This is a genomic window from Paenibacillus sp. J31P13, from assembly GCF_056269295.1.
Map to the genome: position 1 here is coordinate 25573 of NZ_JBWDNR010000018.1, position 22411 is coordinate 47983.

20 protein-coding genes and 1 other annotated feature are annotated in these 22411 nt (G+C 43.7%); all 20 genes read right to left on the reverse strand.

The annotated features are described in order from the left end of the window. Positions 1-417: 417 nt before the first annotated feature. Entirely contained in the window at positions 418-1212 is a 795-nt protein-coding gene (locus AC0YOD_RS28240) for an ABC transporter ATP-binding protein (RefSeq protein WP_475802665.1), read from the reverse strand. Beyond that, entirely contained in the window at positions 1212-2147 is a 936-nt protein-coding gene (locus tag AC0YOD_RS28245; RefSeq protein WP_475802666.1) for an ABC transporter permease, read from the reverse strand. The genes AC0YOD_RS28240 and AC0YOD_RS28245 overlap by 1 nt, the downstream gene beginning before the upstream one ends. Before the next feature lie 76 nt (positions 2148-2223). Continuing rightward, a complete protein-coding gene (locus AC0YOD_RS28250) occupies positions 2224-3267 on the reverse strand; it encodes an ABC transporter substrate-binding protein (RefSeq protein WP_475802667.1) in 1044 nt (347 codons plus the stop codon). Between the two features lie 311 nt (positions 3268-3578). Further along, positions 3579-4769, reverse strand: a complete 1191-nt coding sequence (tuf, locus tag AC0YOD_RS28255; protein ID WP_475802668.1) for an elongation factor Tu — start codon at positions 4767-4769, stop codon at positions 3579-3581. A 116-nt stretch (positions 4770-4885) separates the two neighbouring features. Next, positions 4886-6961 (reverse strand): elongation factor G, encoded by a 2076-nt coding sequence (fusA, locus tag AC0YOD_RS28260; protein ID WP_475802669.1) that lies wholly within the window; start codon positions 6959-6961, stop codon positions 4886-4888. 29 nt (positions 6962-6990) lie between these two features. After that, entirely contained in the window at positions 6991-7461 is a 471-nt protein-coding gene (gene rpsG / locus AC0YOD_RS28265) for a 30S ribosomal protein S7 (protein WP_475802670.1), read from the reverse strand. A 66-nt stretch (positions 7462-7527) separates the two neighbouring features. Continuing rightward, complete coding sequence (gene rpsL / locus AC0YOD_RS28270; RefSeq protein ID WP_054025332.1) at positions 7528-7950, reverse strand: 30S ribosomal protein S12; 423 nt, start codon at positions 7948-7950, stop codon at positions 7528-7530. Positions 7951-8205: 255 nt separating this feature from the next. Beyond that, positions 8206-8436 (reverse strand): ribosomal L7Ae/L30e/S12e/Gadd45 family protein, encoded by a 231-nt coding sequence (locus AC0YOD_RS28275; RefSeq protein ID WP_475802697.1) that lies wholly within the window; start codon positions 8434-8436, stop codon positions 8206-8208. A 246-nt stretch (positions 8437-8682) separates the two neighbouring features. Beyond that, a complete protein-coding gene (gene rpoC, locus AC0YOD_RS28280) occupies positions 8683-12309 on the reverse strand; it encodes a DNA-directed RNA polymerase subunit beta' (protein WP_475802671.1) in 3627 nt (1208 codons plus the stop codon). 95 nt (positions 12310-12404) lie between these two features. Next, complete coding sequence (gene rpoB, locus AC0YOD_RS28285; protein WP_475802672.1) at positions 12405-15953, reverse strand: DNA-directed RNA polymerase subunit beta; 3549 nt, start codon at positions 15951-15953, stop codon at positions 12405-12407. Between the two features lie 382 nt (positions 15954-16335). Further along, positions 16336-16935 (reverse strand): class I SAM-dependent methyltransferase, encoded by a 600-nt coding sequence (locus AC0YOD_RS28290; protein WP_475802673.1) that lies wholly within the window; start codon positions 16933-16935, stop codon positions 16336-16338. A gap of 181 nt (positions 16936-17116) precedes the next feature. Beyond that, positions 17117-17476: a 50S ribosomal protein L7/L12 gene (gene rplL / locus AC0YOD_RS28295; RefSeq protein ID WP_475802674.1), complete on the reverse strand. Its 360-nt coding sequence runs from the start codon at positions 17474-17476 to the stop codon at positions 17117-17119. Positions 17477-17561: 85 nt separating this feature from the next. Next, positions 17562-18068 (reverse strand): 50S ribosomal protein L10, encoded by a 507-nt coding sequence (gene rplJ / locus AC0YOD_RS28300; RefSeq protein ID WP_475802675.1) that lies wholly within the window; start codon positions 18066-18068, stop codon positions 17562-17564. Between the two features lie 57 nt (positions 18069-18125). Continuing rightward, positions 18126-18290, reverse strand: a sequence feature (ribosomal protein L10 leader region). A gap of 13 nt (positions 18291-18303) precedes the next feature. Further along, positions 18304-18996 (reverse strand): 50S ribosomal protein L1, encoded by a 693-nt coding sequence (rplA, locus tag AC0YOD_RS28305; RefSeq protein WP_475802676.1) that lies wholly within the window; start codon positions 18994-18996, stop codon positions 18304-18306. Between the two features lie 145 nt (positions 18997-19141). Then, on the reverse strand, positions 19142-19567 hold the full coding sequence (gene rplK, locus AC0YOD_RS28310) for a 50S ribosomal protein L11 (RefSeq protein WP_102715371.1): 426 nt from the start codon (positions 19565-19567) through the stop codon (positions 19142-19144). A gap of 118 nt (positions 19568-19685) precedes the next feature. Continuing rightward, entirely contained in the window at positions 19686-20219 is a 534-nt protein-coding gene (gene nusG, locus AC0YOD_RS28315) for a transcription termination/antitermination protein NusG (protein WP_475802677.1), read from the reverse strand. A gap of 24 nt (positions 20220-20243) precedes the next feature. Then, positions 20244-20453 carry a preprotein translocase subunit SecE gene (secE, locus tag AC0YOD_RS28320; protein WP_475802678.1) on the reverse strand — a complete coding sequence of 70 codons (210 nt, stop codon included), beginning with the start codon at positions 20451-20453 and terminating at the stop codon, positions 20244-20246. 18 nt (positions 20454-20471) lie between these two features. Continuing rightward, a complete protein-coding gene (gene rpmG, locus AC0YOD_RS28325; RefSeq protein WP_015847242.1) occupies positions 20472-20621 on the reverse strand; it encodes a 50S ribosomal protein L33 in 150 nt (49 codons plus the stop codon). Positions 20622-20934: 313 nt separating this feature from the next. Next, entirely contained in the window at positions 20935-21585 is a 651-nt protein-coding gene (sigH, locus tag AC0YOD_RS28330; RefSeq protein WP_054025342.1) for an RNA polymerase sporulation sigma factor SigH, read from the reverse strand. A gap of 299 nt (positions 21586-21884) precedes the next feature. Further along, positions 21885-22409 carry an NYN domain-containing protein gene (locus AC0YOD_RS28335; RefSeq protein ID WP_475802679.1) on the reverse strand — a complete coding sequence of 175 codons (525 nt, stop codon included), beginning with the start codon at positions 22407-22409 and terminating at the stop codon, positions 21885-21887. Positions 22410-22411: the final 2 nt, after the last annotated feature.

The following is a 22411-nucleotide window of genomic DNA, read 5'->3' on the forward strand; positions in this document are numbered from 1 at the left end:
CACATGGCTAACATTTAGAACATATATATAAAATATCATTCTTAATGAGCACTATCTGATTATAAACACCGAGCACAAGAAAAGACACCACCAAATAACGCCAACGCATTTTCAAGCAATATTTAAATGACTTTGACATCGCTCTTGTCTTTAAAAGAAGAAACGCAACGACCAATCGACGTTGCGTTTCTTCTATATATAACATTAGTTTGTAAAGGACAGAGAAAAACGAGCTGCCGAAGAGTTAACGTCATGCTTTTGAAGTCATATTCCATCCATAAAATATAATTGAAAGGAATATGTCTTCCATGCAAGCGCAGGCAGCTGTTTTTCTCGCAGTGTAGTTTGATCTGCATTCAGCTTACTCTGTCTTTCTTTCACATTCTGCAAAGCTGTCCCGTACAATCCACAATCAAACTACCCCAGTACGATACGATCGTCAGCCATTTTCTTACCGCTTATCCGTTCAAATTCACCCAGCAGCTGTTCAACAGTAAGATCTTTCTTACGCTCTTCAGGCACATCCAAAATAATACGTCCCTTATCCATCATGATAAGACGATTACCCAAACGAATGGCTTGCTCCATATTATGAGTAACCATTAAGGTCGTTAAATTCATGTCGCGTACAATATTTTCTGTGATTGTCGTTATAAGCTCTGCTCTAGCTGGGTCAAGCGCCGCTGTATGCTCATCTAATAGAAGAATTTGCGGTCTAGTGAAGGTAGCCATAAGCAAGCTTAGCGCTTGTCTCTCTCCGCCAGACAACAAACCTACTTTTGCACCCAAACGGTTTTCTAATCCTATGCCCAAACGCTGCAACTCTTTTTTGAATATTTCACGCTTCGCTTTTGTTACCCCTAGTGAAAAACCACGACTTTTACCACGTTTGTAGGCCATCGCTAAATTCTCTTCAATTGACATACGCGGTGCTGTACCAGCCATAGGATCCTGAAATACACGACCTATCCAACGACTGCGTTGATATTCCGTCAATTGGCTAATATTTTGACCGTCAATTTTTATTTCACCTGCATCGGGCTTCATCACACCGGATATGATATTCATTAAAGTCGATTTACCAGCACCGTTACTTCCGATCACTGTAACAAAATCACCAGGTTTCATGATGAGGTTAGCGCCAACAAGTGCTGTTTTCTCATCTACTGTACCAGGATTAAAGAGCTTGGACACTTTAGCGATCTCTAACATTAGCGTCCACCTCCTGGTTGTGTGTTATCAAAAGATGCAAGCATTTCCGCTGTTCTTTTCTTCGCTACCGCTTTTTGCTTCCAAGCGCTGCGTGCAGTAGGAACAATTAAAGCAAAGACGATAATGACGGCTGTTATCAATTTCATATCCGACGCTTCCAGCCATTCCACTCGAAGGGCAAGCGCATAAATAATCCGGTAGATAATGGAGCCCAAAACAACAGCTATAGTAGCTCTAAATATCGTTTTTGAACCAAAGATCGCTTCTCCAATAATGACTGATGCAAGACCAATAACAATCATTCCTATGCCCATGCTGTTATCTGCATATTTCTGATGCTGAGCTATCAATGCGCCAGAAGTAGCTACAAGTGAATTGGATAATGCAATACCAAAAATAGTAGTAATATCCGTGTTTGCACCGAAGCTGCGAATCATTCGTGCATTGTCTCCGGTAGCTCTCAAACTCAGTCCAAGATCAGTCTTAAAGAACAAATCAAGAATAACTTTTACAATAATAACTAAGATAATCATAATGATCAAAGGAGAAACGTTTGAAAAGAAATTATCAAGATTTCTTAAGGATACATTAGGCTTACCCATTATTCGAAGATTGATAGAATACAATGCGATCATCATAATGATACCCGATAACAACCCATTAACTTTACCTTTGGTATGAAGCAATCCTGTAAGAGTACCTGCAAGCGCTCCACCAATAAACGCGCAGATAACAGCAATCCATGGTGCAGTACCATTCACTGTCATGACAGTACCTATAGCTGCACCTGTTGTGAAGCTTCCATCTACAGTTAAATCAGGAAAATCTAAAATTCTAAACGTAATATAAACGCCAAGTGCCATTAGCGCATATATCAATCCGCTCTCAACGGCTCCTTGCATGGATATAAGCAAATGATTTTCCTCCTTTATCATAAGGAAGGGGGTGAACCAGTAAACTGGTCCCCCCCTTTAACTATTGTTATTGATATATAAACTACAAAAACAGAATTTACTCAATAATATTTGTTTCTGGGTCTTTAACAAAACTCTTCATTTCATCTGTGACCGTAATTCCTTGTTCTGCAGCTGCTTTCATATTAATAATAAGATCAAGTTTTTGAGGAACTGTAACGTCCATTTCTGCAGGCTTCTTACCATTTTTCAAAATTTCCACAGCCATTTGTCCCACTTCATAGCCATGATCATAATATTTAAAGCCGTATGCTGCAAATGCGCCTTTCTCAACTGTATCACGGTCATTCGAGAAGAATGGAATATCATTTTTGTTAGCAACTTCAATAATGGCATCTGCACCGCTTACTACCATGTTATCAAGTGTGATATAAATTGCATCAGCACGACCAACTAATGACTCTGCCGCTTGTTTTACATCAGAGGAGTTAGCAATTGTTGCTTTGATAAGCTTAATATCATGCTTAGCAAGAGCTTCTTCTGCAATTTTACCCATAATAACAGCATTGGATTCACCTTCATTAATGACAAGACCTACTGTTTTCACATTAGGGAACTGTGCTGCGATGAAATCCATTGTTTGTGTAATGGACGATGGATTCGTATCCGATGCACCGGTTACGTTACCGCCTGGAGCTTCAAGCTGAGTTACGATTCCTGCATCAACTGGATCTGTTACTGCTGCGAACAATACAGGCATATTCGTCACATCATCAACAAGACCTTGTGCTGATGGCGTAGCGATACCTAGAGCAAGATCGCTTTTACCTGACCCTATTTTCTGTGAGATCGTTTTCACATTTGAAAGATCATTTTGTGCATTGTTATAATCTATTTTCAGGTTTTTACCTTCTTCGATTCCTGCATCCTTAAGAGCTGCAATAAAACCCATCCGTGTTGCATCCAATGATGGATGCTCAACGATTTGTGAGATAGAGATTGTATAGGATTTTTCTTTCTCATCAGTGTTAGCTGTGTTGTTTGAAGTGTCTGAGCCTGTCTTACCTGTATTCGCACCACATGCTGCTGTTATAATCATGACTGATGCTAACGCAATACTGATCCAAAATTTTCTGTTCATTTTATTATACCCCTCTCAATTTGTAAATCGTCTAACTGCTTGTCTCATCCGAAACTAATCAGGCACAGTAAAGCTTGGTCGCTTTCTTGTATTAAAGCTTATGCGTATAATTAGAGACAAATAATAGTCGAGCTAAGACGACATTTATCTACTATTCCCTAATATTAAATGGGTGTAAGGTATGTAGTCAATCATTACTTCCATGTAAATTTAAGTATTTTGCTCTAGTAATTAAATATCCGTATAAAAAGAAAAAGCCCTCACCGAAGTGAGGGCTTTTTGCTATGCACAGCGGCTAAAGCCGCCGTTCATTATTTTTGGATAGAAGCTACTGCGCCAGCGCCTACTGTACGGCCGCCTTCACGAATAGAGAAACGAGTTCCATCTTCAACAGCGATTGGAGCGATAAGCTCAACTGTTACAGTGATGTTGTCGCCAGGCATAACCATTTCAGTACCTTCTGGCAAAGTGATGATACCAGTTACGTCAGTTGTACGGAAGTAGAACTGTGGACGGTAACCAGTGAAGAAAGGCTTGTGACGGCCACCCTCTTCTTTAGTAAGAACGTAGATTTGTGCAGTGAAGTTAGTGTGTGGTTTAACCGAACCCGGTTTAGCCAAAACTTGTCCACGCTCAATGTTGCTACGGTCTACACCACGAAGCAATGCGCCTACGTTGTCCCCAGCTTGAGCGGAGTCAAGCAATTTACGGAACATTTCAACGCCAGTTACTACGGATTTACGGGATTCTTCAGCAAGGCCGATAATTTCTACCTCGTCGCCTACTTTGATAATACCACGCTCTACACGACCTGTAGCAACTGTACCACGGCCAGTGATTGTGAATACATCCTCGACAGGCATAAGGAAAGGCTTAGCTGTGTCGCGCTCTGGAGTTGGGATATAAGTATCCACTTGCTCGAAGAGTTCGATGATTTTGTCAGCCCATTCGCCATCTGGGTTGGAAAGAGCTTCACGAGCTGAACCACGGATGATTGGAGTGTCGTCGCCTGGGAACTCATACTCAGAAAGAAGGTCACGAACTTCCATTTCTACCAATTCAAGAAGCTCTTCGTCTTCAACCATGTCGCATTTGTTCAAGAATACAACGATGTAAGGTACGCCTACTTGTTTCGAAAGCAAGATGTGCTCACGAGTTTGCGGCATAGGACCGTCAGTAGCGGATACTACAAGAATAGCTCCGTCCATTTGAGCAGCACCAGTGATCATGTTTTTTACATAGTCGGCGTGACCTGGGCAGTCAACGTGTGCGTAGTGACGTGTAGGTGTCTCATACTCAACGTGTGATGTAGAGATTGTGATACCGCGTTCGCGCTCTTCTGGAGCTTTATCGATTTGGTCGAATGCAATTGCTGCACCGCCGTATCTTTTTGAAAGAACAGTTGTGATAGCTGCAGTCAAAGTCGTTTTACCGTGATCGACGTGACCGATAGTACCGATATTAACGTGAGTTTTGTTACGTTCAAATTTCGCCTTAGCCATTGAACTTGAGCCTCCTCAATTTATCATCATTTTTTTATGTGTGGGCCGGCATATTATTTGCAAGCAAATGTCAATGACGGCCAAAAGCATATAGTAAATGCATTGCTTAAAAGCGATTACTCGCCTTTATGCTTAGCAATGATCTCTTCAGAGATCGATTTTGGAACTTCTTCATAGTGAGAAAGTTCCATGGAGAATACGCCACGTCCTTGTGTACCAGAACGTAGTGTTGTGGAATAACCGAACATCTCGGAGAGAGGTACCTTGGAACGGATAATTTGTGCACCTGCACGGGAATCCATACCTTCGATACGACCACGACGGGAGTTCAACATACCCATAACATCGCCCATGTACTCTTCAGGAACAGTAACTTCAACTTTCATGATAGGCTCAAGAAGAACTGGCTTACATTTTTCTTTAGCAGCTTTAAGCGCCATAGAACCTGCAATTTTAAACGCCATCTCCGAGGAGTCAACATCATGATAAGATCCGTCAACAACAACAGCTTTAACATCAACGAGCGGGAAGCCGGCTACTACACCGTTCTTCATTGACTCTTCGATACCAGCCTGGATAGGAGCGATAAATTCACGAGGAATTGATCCACCAACTGTTTTGTTTTCGAATATGAAGCCTGAACCTGGCTCAAGTGGTGAAAACTCAACCCAACAATGTCCGAATTGACCTTTACCACCGGATTGACGAACGAACTTACCTTCAACTTTCGCAGCTTGACGGAACGTTTCACGGTAAGCTACTTGTGGTTTACCAACGTTTGTCTCAACTTTGAATTCGCGGAACATACGGTCAACGAGAATCTCAAGGTGAAGCTCACCCATACCAGAAATAATCGTTTGGTTTGTTTCCTCGTCCGTGTGAGCACGGAAAGTTGGATCTTCCTCAGCAAGTTTGGAGATCGCGATACCTAGTTTGTCTTGGTCAGCTTTCGTTTTTGGTTCGATAGCAACCGAGATAACAGGCTCAGGGAAGTTCATTGATTCAAGAATAATAACGCTTTTCTCTTCGCAAAGAGTATCACCTGTAGTTGTATCTTTAAGACCAACTGCAGCAGCGATATCGCCAGAGTAAACTTCTGTTATTTCTTGACGGCTGTTTGCGTGCATTTGAAGAATACGTCCAATACGCTCACGTTTGCCCTTAGTTGAGTTAAGAACATACGAACCGGATTTTAGTACACCAGAATATACACGGAAGAATGTCAATCTACCAACATAAGGGTCCGTCATGATTTTGAATGCTAGTGCTGCAAACGGCGCAGAATCCGAAGATGGGCGCTCACCTTCTTCACCATCTTCAAGTGTACCTTTAATAGATGGTACATCAAGTGGTGAAGGTAGGTAGTCTACAACAGCATCCAACATCGGTTGAACACCTTTGTTACGGTATGAGGAGCCTGCAACAACTGGGAAGATCTTAACTTCACAAACACCTTTACGGAGTGCTGCTTTAATTTCTGGAACAGTGATTTCTTCACCCTCCAGATATTTCATTGTTAATTCTTCGTCCAATTCTGCTACTTTCTCAATCAATTCCGTACGAAGCGCTTCAACTTGTTCAGCGTACTCTGCAGGAATTTCAGATTTAACAGCTTCTTTACCCAGATCATCTGAGTAAACATATGCAACGCGTTCAACGATATCGATAACGCCTACGAAATCACTTTCAGCGCCCATCGGTATTTGAATGGCTACTGCATTGGCACCAAGACGCTCACGCATGTCTTTGATAACATTTAGATAGTCTGCACCAATGATATCCATTTTATTGACGTATGCAATACGAGGTACGTTGTAACGGTCAGCCTGACGCCATACAGTTTCAGACTGTGGCTCAACGCCTTCTTTTGCACTGAAAACCCCAACGGCCCCGTCCAATACACGTAGGGAACGTTCAACTTCAACAGTGAAGTCAACGTGTCCCGGGGTGTCGATAATATTAATGCGGTGTCCATGCCATTGAGCGGTAGTCGCGGCAGACGTAATTGTAATACCGCGCTCTTGTTCTTGTTCCATCCAGTCCATCGTAGCTGCACCTTCGTGCACCTCTCCGATTTTGTGAGTACGGCCTGTGAAGAACAAGATCCGTTCAGTTGTAGTGGTTTTACCGGCATCAATATGCGCCATAATCCCGATGTTACGTGTATTATTCAAGGAGAACTCTCTTGACATGATAATTTCTCCTTTCGATTGTAAAGATTCTACCAGCGATAATGAGCGAAAGCTTTGTTAGCTTCAGCCATTTTGTGAGTGTCTTCGCGCTTCTTAACAGCTGCGCCAGTGTTATTGGATGCATCTGTGATTTCAGCAGCTAAACGCTCTTCCATCGTTTTCTCACCGCGGTTACGTGAGTAGTTCACGAGCCAACGGAGACCAAGAGCAGTACGACGCTCTGGTTTAACTTCGATAGGTACTTGATAGTTAGCTCCACCTACACGGCGTGCTTTAACCTCAAGAACCGGCATAATATTTTTCAAAGCTGCTTCAAAAACTTCCATTGGATCTTTACCCGTGCGTTCTTGAATAAGTTTGAAAGCGTCATATAGTAGTGTAGCTGCTACACCTCTTTTACCGTCAAGCATAATACGGTTAATAAGGCGAGTTACCAGCTTGCTGTTGTACATCGGATCTGGAAGTACATCGCGTTTCGTTACAGGACCTTTGCGTGGCATGAGAAAGTCCCCCTTTCTTCTAATAGTCGCTATTTCTAGCATTTCAATAACCCGTTAGGGTTATAATTATGATTTTTTAACTTTCGGACGTTTCGTACCGTATTTCGAACGAGCTTGCATACGGTTGTTAACACCCGCAGTATCAAGTGCGCCGCGAACGATATGATAACGTACTCCTGCTAAATCTTTTACTTTACCACCACGGATCAAAACAACGCTATGCTCTTGCAAGTTGTGTCCGATACCCGGAATGTAAGCCGTAACCTCTAAGCGGTTCGTTAAACGAACACGAGCATATTTACGAAGTGCGGAGTTCGGTTTCCTTGGAGTCATTGTACCTACACGAGTGCACACACCGCGTTTTTGAGGAGCGCTGATGTTTGTAGCTTCACGTTTCAAAGCATTGAAACCTTTTTGCAAGGCTGGCGATTTCGATTTAACTACTTTCGCTTGACGTCCTTTACGGACTAGCTGGTTAATTGTTGGCATGTTGCCACCCCCTTCCTTATATTCATGTCTTTTAAAAATATAAGAATTTATAAATATGTGTTTATAAATCAGCTTATATTCCTTCGCGAAACGAGCTCTTCCAATCATAGGTCGGCATTAGCCGTTTACGCTTTATGTGGTAGACATTTTACCTAAATTTAAGCCCACAGATCCAGGCGGATCATAAAAGAACAAAGAAAAATTCTCGCCAGTCAATCATCGTTAAATAATCAACCAACAGGAACGCTTATTGCTTTATTCTTCATCGGTTACGAGCGCTGCCATTGCGGCCCCGACATCAATGCCACAGGTTTTCCCGAGGTTTTCCATTGTGTCGATCCATCTTATTGGAACTCCCGACCGTTCGCAAAGATGAACAATCTTCTCTTTCATCTGCGGATCTGCATTTCGTGCAACATGGACTTCAATGGCTTGCTGTAACTCGAGCATCTTCATTGTCTGCTTTGCGCCGACTTTGAACTGCATGAAATCACCTTCAATTCTTCCATTTAGCCATTTCACAATTAGGCACACTTCGATATAGTATCACCTAAGTTGTGCACATGTCAAGAGCCTTCTGAAATATTCATTCATATGCTTTATGAATCTAACGATTTACTATAAACATGCGAAAGAGCGGTCATCCACTGCTAGCAAATGAAGCAGTGGATGTAACGCTCCTTCGATGTATGTCAGAGTCAGACTTCAAAGAGTTTCACTTGTTACGATTAATTACTCAACCGCAACTGCTTCAGTCTCTAATTCGCCTTCCGCTACAGTAGTCGTTTCATCTTCCATTCCAGCAAATCGAATATTACGGTAACGTGCCATACCGGTACCAGCAGGAATCAACTTACCGATAATAACATTTTCCTTCAGTCCTAGCAACTGGTCAACTTTGCCTTTAATAGCCGCATCAGTCAATACACGAGTTGTTTCTTGGAAGGACGCCGCAGACAAGAATGAATCTGTCTCAAGCGATGCTTTCGTAATACCGAGCAATACAGGTTTTGCAACAGCAGGCTCTAGATCTGCGAAGATGGCAGTACGGTTCTGAGATTCATATTCATGAATGTCAACAAACGCGCCAGGCAGAAGTGTAGTGCCGCCAGCGTCTACGATACGGATTTTACGGAGCATCTGTTTAATCATGACCTCAACGTGCTTGTCATTGATTTCTACCCCTTGGTTCCGGTAAACGCGCTGTACTTCTTGTAGAATGTAGTTTTGTACGCCTCTGATACCCTTGATGCGCAGCATATCTTTAGGATCGATTGAACCATCAGTCAGCTCATCGCCGGCTTCGATATGTTGACCCTGCACAACGCGAATACGAGAACCGTAAGTAACCGCATATATTTTCGTTTCAGCTTCACCTTGAACCTCGATTTCACGACGGTCCTTAGCTTCGCGAATTTCTTTGATAACACCATCAAGCTCAGAAATGATCGCTTGACCTTTCGGATTACGCGCCTCAAACAACTCTTGAATACGCGGCAAACCTTGAGTGATATCATCGCCGGCAACGCCGCCCGTATGGAACGTACGCATCGTCAACTGTGTTCCTGGCTCACCGATTGATTGAGCTGCAATAATACCTACTGCTTCCCCAATCTCAACGTGTTTACCAGTAGCTAGATTACGTCCGTAACAAATTTTACATACGCCGTGACGAGCACGACAGCTGAGTACGGAACGAATTTGCAGCTTTTCAACACCAGCATCGATGATTGCATCGGCTTTGTGTGAATCGATGAGCTCACTGCGGTTAACAATGATTTCACCTGTTTTTGGATTACGAACAGTTTCAAAAGCATAGCGGCCTTCAATACGGTCATAAAGATCTTCAATAACCTCTTTACCGTCTTGAATTTTGCTAACGCTGAAGCCTTTGTCCGTACCGCAATCATCTTCACGAACGATTACGTCTTGTGCAACGTCAACTAGACGACGAGTCAAGTAACCGGAATCGGCTGTACGAAGTGCTGTATCGGCCAAACCTTTACGTGCTCCGTGAGTCGAGATAAAGTACTCGAGTACAGTAAGACCTTCGCGGAAGTTTGATTTGATTGGCAACTCGATGATACGACCGGATGGATTCGCCATCAGACCACGCATACCGCCAAGCTGTGTAATTTGAGATTTGTTACCCCGTGCTTTGGAGTCCACCATAAGCATGATGTTGTTATAACGATCCATCGATTTCATAAGAATCTCGGTGAGCTCGTCTTTACATTTACCCCAAATCGTGATGATACGGTCATAACGCTCTTCGTTCGTGATCAAACCTCGGCGGTATTGATTCATAACGGTTGCGACTTTTTCATCAGATCTTGCCAGGATTTCGGTTTTCTCTTTCGGAACGATAACATCGGCAACACCGATTGTAATACCGGCCTTAGTAGAGTAAGTGAAACCAAGCTGCTTAATACGATCAAGAAGCATCGCAGTAAGCGTTGTGTGGTATTTACGGAAACACTCAGCAATAACTAATGCGAGATAATCCTTGCCTACCGCACCCGGCGTTTCGATTGCATCCATGAATTTCGGAAGATCGGCGCCTTTTTCGTATACGAAATATTTATCAGGTGTACCGTGCAACAGATTCGTTTTTGTCGCTTCGTTGATATAAGGGAAATCTTCAGGGAAAATTTCGTTGAAGATTACTTTACCAACTGTAGTAACAAGCAATGAATTTTGTTGTTGCTCAGTGAAGTTTACTTTTTTAAGAACACGCACAGGAATAATAATTCTAGCATGCAAGGAAACAATTCCACGTTGGTAAGCAGAGATCGCTTCGTTAACCGTTCCGAATACAGAACCGCTTCCTTTAGCATCTTTGTTATCCATCGTTAAGTAGAAGCTTCCTAGTACCATATCCTGCGATGGTGTTACAACCGGTTTACCGTCTTTTGGATTCAAGATATTGCCTGATGCAAGCATGAGCAAACGAGCTTCCGCTTGTGCTTCAGCAGACAATGGAACGTGAACAGCCATTTGGTCACCATCGAAGTCAGCATTGTAAGCTGTACATACGAGAGGATGAAGCTTAATTGCACGGCCTTCAACCAAAATCGGTTCAAACGCTTGAATACCGAGTCTATGAAGCGTCGGAGCACGGTTGAGTAGAACCGGGTGTTCCTTGATAACTTCCTCAAGAACATCCCATACCTCAGGGCTCACACGCTCGACCTTACGCTTCGCGCTCTTAATGTTATGAGCTAAGCCTTTGTTGACAAGCTCTTTCATTACGAACGGTTTGAAGAGCTCTAGTGCCATTTCCTTAGGAAGACCGCACTGGAACATTTTCAAGTTAGGACCAACTACGATAACCGAACGACCAGAATAGTCAACCCGTTTACCGAGCAAGTTCTGACGGAAACGTCCTTGTTTACCTTTCAGCATGTGGCTGAGGGATTTAAGAGGACGGTTACCAGGACCCGTTACCGGGCGTCCGCGACGACCGTTATCGATCAAAGCATCAACAGCTTCCTGAAGCATCCGTTTTTCATTTTGAACGATAATGTCAGGCGCGCCAAGATCAAGAAGACGCTTCAGACGGTTGTTACGGTTAATAACACGACGATACAGGTCATTGAGGTCAGACGTTGCAAAACGTCCTCCATCTAGCTGTACCATTGGACGAAGCTCAGGAGGAATGACCGGAAGAACATCAAGAATCATCCATTCAGGCTCATTGCCGGAATTGCGGAATGCTTCGACTACTTCAAGACGTTTGATGGCGCGGTTGCGTCGTTGCCCTTGAGCAGTACGCAATTCTTCCTTCAATTGCTCTAGTTCTTTCTCTACATCGATATCCTGCAAAAGCTTCTTAACAGCCTCGGCGCCCATACCAGCATGGAAACCATACCCGTATTTCTCCCGGTAGCTGCGGTATTCTTTCTCCGAAAGAAGCTGTTTCTTCTCAAGAGGGGTATCACCTGGATCCGTTACAACATAGGATGCAAAGTAAATGATCTCCTCAAGTGAACGAGGGGACATATCCAGTGCAAGACCCATACGGCTTGGAATCCCTTTAAAGTACCAAATATGAGAAACAGGAGCTGCTAGCTCAATATGACCCATACGCTCACGACGAACTTTCGCACGTGTTACTTCAACACCACAGCGATCACAAACTACGCCTTTATAGCGAACACGTTTGTATTTACCGCAATGACATTCCCAATCTTTTGTAGGTCCAAAAATTTTCTCGCAGAAGAGTCCTTCCTTCTCCGGTTTTAAGGTCCTGTAGTTGATCGTCTCCGGTTTCTTAACTTCTCCGCGGGACCACGAGCGAATTTTATCCGGCGAAGCCAGACCGATTTTCATATACTCGAAGTTGTTCACGTCCAACAAGGAGCAACCCTCCTCCGTCATGTATGACAATGTCTTTCTAATCAGCTAGATTCCGTCAGAGGCGCGTGACCATCTGACGGAATCCAGAAACTAGTTTATTCAGCAGCGCCTGCTTCGGCACCTTCAATATTTAGATTAAGCTTGTCGCCAGTAGCCTCGTCTTCATCGTCCATTTCTTTCATCTCGATCTCTTCTTCATTCTCAGCTAGGATTTTGACATCCATACCTAAGCTTTGAAGCTCTTTGATCAATACTTTGAAGGACTCAGGAACACCTGGTTCTGGTACATTTTCACCTTTGACGATAGATTCGTACGTTTTCACACGACCAACCACGTCATCGGATTTAACGGTCAAGATTTCTTGAAGCGTATATGCAGCGCCGTAAGCCTCAAGCGCCCATACCTCCATCTCCCCGAAACGTTGTCCACCGAACTGCGCTTTACCACCCAGCGGCTGCTGAGTAACAAGTGAGTAAGGGCCAGTAGAACGGGCATGGATTTTGTCATCGACCATGTGCGCTAGTTTGATCATGTACATGACCCCAACTGTAACTTCACGTTCGAAATTCTCACCAGTCCGACCATCATACAGAACGGTTTTACCGTTACGTTGCATACCGGCTTCTTCCATAGTATCGAAAACGTCATTCTCACGAGCACCATCAAATACCGGTGTTGCTGCATGAATGCCGAGATGCTTACAAGCCATACCCAAGTGAACCTCAAGAGCCTGACCGATGTTCATCCGCGAAGGAACCCCTAGCGGGTTAAGAACAACTTCTACTGCAGTGCCGTCTGGAAGGAATGGCATATCTTCTTCCGGCATAATACGAGCGATAACCCCTTTGTTACCATGACGTCCGGCCATTTTATCGCCTTCGGAAATTTTCCGTTTTTGAGCGATATATGCACGAACCAATTGGTTAACGCCAGGTGGCAATTCATCACCATTCTCGCGAGTAAATACTTTAACGTCTACAACGATACCGTCTGTACCATGAGGTACGCGCAGTGATGTATCACGAACTTCACGAGCCTTCTCACCGAAGATAGCGTGCAGCAATCTTTCTTCCGCAGTCAGTTCAGTTACACCTTTAGGCGTTACTTTACCAACAAGGATATCGCCAGCGCCGATTTCAGCACCAACACGAATGATTCCGCGCTCATCAAGGTTGCGAAGAGCATCTTCACCGACATTAGGAATGTCGCGCGTGATTTCTTCTGGTCCAAGCTTCGTATCACGAGCTTCAGACTCATATTCTTCAATGTGAATAGATGTGTACACATCTTCTTTCACAAGTCTTTCGCTTAGCAAGATAGCATCCTCGTAGTTGTAGCCTTCCCACGTCATGAACGCAACGACAACGTTACGGCCAAGAGCTAATTCGCCTTTTTCAGTGGAAGGACCATCTGCAAGAATATCGCCTTTCTTGATAACGTCGCCTTTGCGTACAAGTGGACGTTGGTTGATGCACGTTCCTTGGTTAGAACGCATAAACTTGTGTAGTTTATGTTTTACCAAGTCGCCTGAAACGGACTTGCCGTCGATTTCCTCTACGCGACGCAGCCAAATTTCATTTGCAGATGAACGTTCGATAACTCCGTCATGCTTGGATACAATACATACACCAGAATCCTTAGCAGCCTTATGCTCCATTCCAGTACCAACAAGTGGTGATCTAGGAATAAGAAGAGGAACTGCTTGACGTTGCATGTTTGATCCCATGAGCGCACGGTTGGAGTCATCGTTTTCCAAGAATGGAATCAATGCTGTTGCAACCGACACAACTTGCTTCGGTGATACGTCCATGTAGTCAACGCGTTCACTTGGCATAGTTAGGATGTTATCTGCTTGTTTATTATAACGAACAATTGTGTTTTCCTCAGCGAAGGTATCATCTGGATTCAACCTAGCATTCGCTTGCGCGATTACGTAGTTATCTTCCTCATCGGCAGTCAAATAAGCAATTTGCTCTGTAACAATACCGGTTTTCGGATCCACCCAACGATACGGAGCTTCAATAAAGCCGTATTCATTGATGCGGGCGAAGGAAGACAAGGAGTTGATCAACCCGATGTTTGGTCCCTCTGGCGTCTCGATCGGACACATACGCCCGTAATGGGAGTGATGGACGTCACGGACTTCAAAGCCTGCGCGTTCCCTAGTCAAACCGCCGGGTCCGAGTGCAGATAGACGACGCTTATGCGTCAGCTCAGCAAGCGGATTCGTTTGGTCCATAAACTGGGAAAGCTGCGAGGAGCCGAAGAACTCTTTTATTGATGCAATTACCGGACGAATGTTAATTAACGCTTGCGGCGTAATCGCATTCGCATCTTGAATGGACATTCTCTCGCGAACAACGCGCTCCATACGAGACAAACCGATACGGAATTGGTTTTGAAGCAATTCACCTACTGAACGCAGACGACGGTTACCAAGATGATCGATATCATCCGTGCTGCCAACGCCATGCAACAAGTTAATGAAGTAGTTAATGGAAGAAATGATATCCGCAGGCGTAATATGCTTAACGGATTTATCAATAATGCCATTCGCAATTACTTTAATAACTTTAGTTTCATCGTAAGGTGAGAATACGCTAATGGTTTGTAGTGGAATACTATCAGCATCCAAAACACCGTTAGCTACATGATAAGTTTTGAAGCCTACATCCTTCTCAAGCTTCTCGAGAATTTCATCAAGCAAACGGCGGTCAATCATTTGACCGGACTCAGCGATAATTTCGCCAGTAGTCGGATCAACTAAGTTTTCCGCAAGACGCTGATTAAACAAACGATTCTTGATATGGAGCTTCTTGTTTATTTTGTAACGGCCAACGTTGGCCAAGTCATATCTTTTTGGATCAAAGAAACGTGCTACTAGCAAGCTCTTCGCATTATCCAAAGTCGGTGGCTCACCCGGACGGAGACGCTCATAAATTTCGATCAAAGCTTTCTCAGTTGAATCCGTGTTATCCTTGTCAAGCGTGTTACGAATGTACTCATCGTGGCCAAGAAGCTCAAGAATTTCAGCATCAGTACCGAATCCAAGTGAACGCAAAAGTACCGTTACCGGAATTTTCCGGGTGCGGTCAATACGAACATAGATGATATCCTTCGCATCAGTTTCAAGCTCAAGCCAAGCGCCACGGTTAGGAATAACCGTTGCTGTGTAGTTCTTTTTCCCGTTCTTATCGACCTTCGTGCTGAAGTACACACTTGGGGATCGAACCAATTGGCTGACAATAACACGTTCGGCTCCGTTTATAATAAACGTGCCCGTCTCTGTCATAAGCGGGAAATCCCCCATGAAAACTTCTTGTTCCTTTACTTCGCCGGTCTCCTTATTAAAAAGTCTTACCTTAACGCGTAAAGGAGCTGCATACGTCACGTCGCGCTCTTTTGATTCATCGACCGAATATTTCGGTTCGCCTAAGCTATAGTCGATAAACTCAAGCGATAGATTGCCCGTAAAGTCCGAAATCGGAGAAATATCTTGGAACAACTCAATTAAGTCGCTATCCAAAAACTTCTCATACGATTTTTGTTGGATTTCAATCAGGTTCGGGACTTCCAGCACCTCGTTGATTCGGGCGTAGCTTCTGCGCGCACGCCGACCATACTGAACAAGTTGTCCTGCCAACTTAACCTCACCCCTCATGTCTGTCTCACAGCATCGATATATACTGCGTCACCATAGACGGACCAGCCGTCCATATAGTCAAATAAAGAAAAGCCCTTATCGAATGGTTCGAAAAAAGAGCATGTTCCGGCAGTTAACAGTCGCAGCGCGGCGCGATAGTCTCATATCCAATAATTTTGCCCAAAACGTAAACATTATACGTCAAATGTGTAAATCTTATGCAATCCGCGCTTTAAAATCACACTTGACATTTTAGTTAACTAAAGAGATTGAGCCCAATTTAATGCTGACATTTAATAATAATACCATATTGAAAATGTCAAGTCAATTAATTTTATGCGTTTTTCGAAGGAATTTTAAAAACCAATTTTTGGGCAATCAATCATTCCTTTACTGCTCGAAAAATGCGATAGCCTTTATCCTTCGTAACTTCTTCCACATCACCAAAAAGCTGCTCTAATTTCGCTGCTGCCGATGGTGCTCCTTGCTTCTTCTGAATGACGACCCACATGCTGCCGCCTTGCTCTAGTAACTCAAAGCCTTCTTCAAAAATACGATGAACCGTTTCCTTACCTGCACGAATCGGCGGGTTAGTTACAATTGTATCGAATTTCTTTTCCTTAACTGCTTCATAGACATCACTTTGTAAAACAGTGACATTCGAAATGCCATTGAGCTTTGCATTTTCTTTTGCAAGTTCAACAGCTCTTTCATTAATATCAATCATCGTAACTTTAGCTTTCTCATCTAACTTAGCTATTGTTAATCCGATTGGTCCATAACCGCAGCCGACATCTAGCACTCTCGCGCTAGAGTCTAATTCTAGTGCATCTATTAATACCCTGCTCCCAAAATCAATACCTGATTTGGAGAAAACGCCGGCATCCGTCACAAATCGGAAAGGCATTCCTCGAAGAGACACCTCGTGAATATGACGATTATGCTTCACTTCCGGGTTCTGGGAGTAATAATGATTCGACATAAGCCATTCTCTCCCGTCTTCTCTTCACGATTCTGTAGAAAGATAAGAATGTATAAGGTCGAACCTTATACATTCTTATCATTTAACATAGAACGAACCCCTTGAAACCTGACGGTTCAAGGGGCTCGTCAGCCGATCCGTTGTAAGTTCACATGACCAGCTGTATTTTTTTAAAGAAAAATTACTTAACTTCTACAGAAGCGCCTGCTTCAGTAAGTTTAGCTGCAACAGCTTCAGCTTCTTCTTTTGCAACTTTTTCTTTAACAGCTTTAGGAGCATTGTCAACCAAGTCTTTCGCTTCTTTCAGGCCAAGACCTGTGATTTCGCGAACAACTTTGATTACGTTGATTTTTGAAGCGCCAGCGCCGTTAAGGATAACGTCAAATTCAGTTTGCTCAGCAACAGCTGCTGCTGCGCCGCCGCCAGCTGCTACAGGAGCTGCAGCAGTAACGCCGAATTCTTCTTCAATTGCTTTAACAAGTTCGTTCAGTTCAAGAACGTTCATAACTTTAATCGCTTCTAAGATTTGTTCTTTAGACATGGTTATACCTCCAGGTATTTGGTTTATTTTTTTGGTTTATGATACATCCGACATTCGCCGGTTCATTGCAATAAGAATTAAATTCTTAAGCTTCTTGTGCTTCTTGTTTCTCACCGACTGCTTTAACCGCAAGCGCGAAGTTGCGCATAGGGGCTTGCAATACGCTGAGGAGCATTGAAAGCAAACCGTCGCGGGACGGAAGTTCCGCAAGTGCTTGGATCTCTTCCATGCTTACGACTTTACCTTCAACAATGCCGCCTTTAAGTTTCAAAGCGTCATTTTTCTTAGCAAAATCGTTCAAAATTTTTGCTGGAGCAACAGCATCTTCATTACCGAATGCAATAGCGGTAGGACCTGTTAGAATATTGTTCAATTCCACATAATCTGTACCTTCAGTTGCGCGGCGAACGAGCGAGTTTTTAAGAACTTGGAATTCGATACCTGCTTCACGAAGCTGTTTCCGAAGTTCTGTTACTTGCGCAACGTTCAATCCACGATAGTCAGCAACAACAGTACTGGAGCTAGCAGCAATTTTCGCTGCAATAACAGCAACTGCCTCTTGTTTCTCTTGGATGATATTTGCGTTAGCCAAACTGTACACCTCCCGTAATAGTATACATTCCGTTAATACGACGGGCTTTCCACGCCTCGATGCATGAGAAAGGCCTTCGCAAAAGACTGCGAAGGCCATGATGTCGTTATCGCGCATCAACCCATGGGGTCGAATATTGCTCACAAACGTTTTATCATAACACCTCGGTAGGAAATTAAGCCTTAAGGCACCTACTGTCTACGGTATGCGTATTCGAATTTAATTTCCGTTCTTCTTAACGGTATGATGCAGATGAAACGCGTGCACCAGGACCCATTGTCGAAGCAACGGCGATGTTTTTCAGGTAAACCCCTTTAGCTGCAGCCGGTTTTGCACGGTTTAGAGCGTCGATCAATGCTTTAAGATTCTCATTGAGTTTCACAGCATCAAAAGATACTTTACCGATTGGCGCATGGATTTGACCTGCTTTGTCAAGACGGTACTCGATTTTACCAGCTTTGATTTCTTGAACGGCTTTAGCAACGTCAAACGTTACTGTACCAGCTTTAGGGTTCGGCATCAAGCCCTTACCACCAAGAATACGTCCAAGTTTACCAACCTCAGCCATCATGTCCGGCGTTGCTACGCAAACGTCGAATTCGAACCAGCCTTGTTGAATTTTGTTGATCATGTCTGCATCGCCAACAAAGTCAGCACCCGCAGCTTCCGCTTCTTTCACTTTTTCGCCTTTTGCGAAAACGAGAACGCGTTTTGTTTTACCAGTACCGTGTGGAAGTACTACTACGCCACGAACGGCTTGGTCTTGTTTACGAGGGTCTACACCCAAACGAACAGCTACTTCAACGGACTCGTCGAATTTAGCAGTCGCAGCCTTTTTAACAAGCTCAATCGCTTCTAAAGGCTCGTATGTTGCTTCGCTATCAATAAGCTTAGCAGCTTCTACATATTTTTTACCATGTTTAGCCATTGTAATTTCCTCCTCATGTGGTTGTAGCGGAACATCCTCCTAGGGATGATCCTCCCACTTGCAAAAGCCGAAGCTATGCAAAGCGAGCTGCCTAGTTACTTGCGCTAGGCAAGTCTACGCAATCGTTCAAAATGAACGAAGCGAATTAGTCGACGATAGTTACGCCCATGCTGCGAGCAGTACCTTCAACCATACGCATAGCCGATTCCACGGATGCTGCGTTTAGATCGGGCATTTTTTGCTCAGCGATTTCGCGAACTTTGTCACGTTTTACAGTAGCGACCTTTTTCTTGTTAGGTTCGCCTGAACCTTTTTCGATTCCAGCTGCGACGCGAAGCAATACTGCTGCCGGCGGCGTTTTAGTTTCGAATGTAAAGGAACGGTCTTCAAATACTGTAATAACGACTGGAATAATCAAGCCTGCTTGATCTGCGGTACGAGCATTAAACTCTTTACAAAACGCCATGATGTTAACGCCTGCTTGACCTAGTGCTGGACCGATCGGCGGCGCTGGGTTTGCTTTACCAGCAGAAACTTGCAATTTAACCATTTTAATGACTTTTTTTGCCATGCCTGACACACCTCCTTACCCTGTATTCCATACGTAAGCAATAGAATTCGCCGAAACGATTTAATCACTCCGCGATCAAACATCCATCGGATAACTCCAATGAATTGAGACTCAGATATTAAATTTTCTCCACCTGAGTGTAATCCAGCTCAACTGGGGTTTCCCTGCCAAACATGTTGACATGGACCTTCAACTTCGCTTTGTCCAGTAAAATTTCTTCTACTGTACCAACAAAATCTGCGAAAGGACCTACTTTGACGCGAACTGTTTCTTTCAGTTCAAACTCGATTTTCGGCTTCGGTTCTTCCATGCCCATGTGTTTCAGAATCTGCTCCACTTCATCAGGCAATAGAGGAATCGGCTTTGAGCCGGATCCAGTTGATCCTACAAATCCAGTTACACCTGGCGTATTACGAACAACGTACCAAGAATCATCTGTTTGTACCATTTCCACAAGAACATATCCGGGGTAGACTTTACGTTGAACAGTCTTTTTCTTACCGTCCTTTTCTACCACTTCTTCTTCCATAGGAACAAGCACACGGAAGATTTTGTCTTCCATGCCCATCGATTCAACACGACGCTCCAAATTGGCTTTTACTTTGTTCTCATAGCCGGAGTAGGTATGCACGACGTACCATCTTTTTTCCATCACAAATCCACCTTTGGACCCTTCTTAAACAATGAGTTCAACCAGAGACGAGATCCCGATGTCAAGAAGCCAGAAGTAAACAGTCACAAGCGTAATCGTAAGCAAAACAACGATCGAATAGCTTGTCAACTCTTTACGGCTTGGCCAGCGAACCTTCTTAAGTTCTGCCCAGCTGTCGGCAAAAAAACTAAACGTTGTACCAAAGCTTTGCTTTAGTTTAGCCAAAAATGCCACGGTCACACCTCCATTTGACTATCTCGTCTCGCGATGAGGAGTCTGCTCGTTACAGAACTTGCAAAACTTCTTCAACTCGATGCGGTCGGGGTGATTGCGTTTGTTCTTGCTGCTCGCATAGTTTCTCTGTTTGCAGTTTGTGCATGCCAACGTGATAATAACCCGCATTGAATTACACCTCCCGAACTGCTACAAAATACGAATCATGAAGCTCTATGTGAAAGTTCATTGATTCCGACGTCAAAACGAAAAAAACCTCGAATTAAGGCCTACCTAAACACTTTATCACAGCGTAATTTCCGTGTCAATGTAAAAGATAGACGGTTGGTATACAAAAAATTGTCAAAAGCTATAACATCGGGTTCGTCCCTACCAGTATAGTCTAGTTAAACCCTTTTTAAAACAGAAAAAGCTGTTTATCCTCTTGGACACCGCCAATTAGAAGACAGCCCTTCATATATTTATAAACGTATGAATGCGGCTATCCGCTAATGTCTCTGACTTCCAAGTAACGTTCAAGCTTACGCTTTACACGTTGCAGCGCGTTGTCGATTGATTTGACATGCCTGTCCAAATCGACAGCAATCTCCTGATAAGACCTTCCATCCAAATACAGCATAAGCACCTTGCGTTCAAGATCACTTAATATTTCGGACATCTTGTCTTCCAGACCAATAAACTCTTCTTGATTAATGATTAATTCTTCTGGGTCAGAAACCCGTGTTCCACAAATGACATCAAGTAGTGTACGATCCGAATCTTCATCGTAGATAGGCTTATCGAGCGATACGTAGGAATTAAGTGGGATATGTTTCTGACGCGTGGCTGTCTTGATAGCGGTAATAATCTGCCTAGTTATACACAATTCTGCAAAGGCTTTAAAGCTCGCAAGCTTGTCTCCTTTAAAATCACGAATTGCTTTGTAGAGGCCAATCATACCCTCCTGCACGATGTCTTCACGATCCGCACCTATAAGAAAATAGGAGCGCGCTTTTGCTCTCACAAAATTCTTATATTTATTAATTAAATATTCCAGTGCCATGCTGTCGCCATTGCGGACCGCCTCGACGATATCCTCGTCCGTACTGCTGTCATACTCAAGCGTACTCCATTCTTTGAGGTCGATACTCACGAACTATCCCTCCGGCCTGCAAGGCGTACACCGCTAGATTCTTCTTCACGTAAACCGTTCAGTCAGTTGCCTCTATTTAGCGTTCTGCATCATTTCGCGATATAAGATAGCATCTTAGAATCTCGAAAAGTGATACTCTCTGCACCTAATAATAGAGCTAGTATACATTATGTAACCTTACAACGTCAACCAATCGGCCCACCGAAAACCATCGATTTACTAGAAAAAATGTAACTTTGTGCCATTCAAATGTAACATGCTCATAACACCTGTCACAAACTTCATTAGAAATGTTACCCTTATTTTTCTCCGCGGCGCCACTTCTCAAGTTGAGACAGCACCTCAGAACTGACTATTCCATCCACTGTATTTCTTTTTAAAGGCTTGTCGTCACGCAATGTTTGTTCCATATCTTTGCGATTTTGATTGATATTTATAAGAAGCTCGCGCGCTGAAAGACGCAGCGCACCTTTGCCAAATGCTACATGCTGCTCCACCATATCAGACGTTGCTACATATATATTTCTGCGCCTGGCAAATAACTCAGAGCAAAGTCGTTCGATACACTCATCTGCCGTTTCCTTTTCTTTCGTATATACTATTGTCAGCTTGTGATGTCGATAAGTCGCACCAAGCCCAGGTACCTGATGAGCATCAAATACGACATATACGATCATCCCCGTGTAGCCTTGATAGTCGGCAAGCATATTAAGAAGCTTATCACGCGCTTCCTCCAAATCGTATTCCTTTAACTTCTCGAGCATAGGCCAAGCGCCAATGATATTGTAGCCGTCGACTAATAAAATATCGTCGCGCCGATTCATGT

Coding starts and splice junctions, on each gene's coding strand:
- AC0YOD_RS28240 (WP_475802665.1), bottom strand. CDS start 1,212: ATGTTAGAGATCGCTAAAGTGTCCAAGCTCTTTAATCCTGGTACAGTA.
- AC0YOD_RS28245 (WP_475802666.1), bottom strand. CDS start 2,147: ATGATAAAGGAGGAAAATCATTTGCTTATATCCATGCAAGGAGCCGTT.
- AC0YOD_RS28250 (WP_475802667.1), bottom strand. CDS start 3,267: ATGAACAGAAAATTTTGGATCAGTATTGCGTTAGCATCAGTCATGATT.
- tuf (WP_475802668.1), bottom strand. CDS start 4,769: ATGGCTAAGGCGAAATTTGAACGTAACAAAACTCACGTTAATATCGGT.
- fusA (WP_475802669.1), bottom strand. CDS start 6,961: ATGTCAAGAGAGTTCTCCTTGAATAATACACGTAACATCGGGATTATG.
- rpsG (WP_475802670.1), bottom strand. CDS start 7,461: ATGCCACGCAAAGGTCCTGTAACGAAACGCGATGTACTTCCAGATCCG.
- rpsL (WP_054025332.1), bottom strand. CDS start 7,950: ATGCCAACAATTAACCAGCTAGTCCGTAAAGGACGTCAAGCGAAAGTA.
- AC0YOD_RS28275 (WP_475802697.1), bottom strand. CDS start 8,436: ATGCAGTTCAAAGTCGGCGCAAAGCAGACAATGAAGATGCTCGAGTTA.
- AC0YOD_RS28290 (WP_475802673.1), bottom strand. CDS start 16,935: ATGTCGAATCATTATTACTCCCAGAACCCGGAAGTGAAGCATAATCGT.
- rplL (WP_475802674.1), bottom strand. CDS start 17,476: ATGTCTAAAGAACAAATCTTAGAAGCGATTAAAGTTATGAACGTTCTT.
- rplA (WP_475802676.1), bottom strand. CDS start 18,996: ATGGCTAAACATGGTAAAAAATATGTAGAAGCTGCTAAGCTTATTGAT.
- rplK (WP_102715371.1), bottom strand. CDS start 19,567: ATGGCAAAAAAAGTCATTAAAATGGTTAAATTGCAAGTTTCTGCTGGT.
- nusG (WP_475802677.1), bottom strand. CDS start 20,219: ATGGAAAAAAGATGGTACGTCGTGCATACCTACTCCGGCTATGAGAAC.
- rpmG (WP_015847242.1), bottom strand. CDS start 20,621: ATGCGGGTTATTATCACGTTGGCATGCACAAACTGCAAACAGAGAAAC.
- AC0YOD_RS28335 (WP_475802679.1), bottom strand. CDS start 22,409: ATGAATCGGCGCGACGATATTTTATTAGTCGACGGCTACAATATCATT.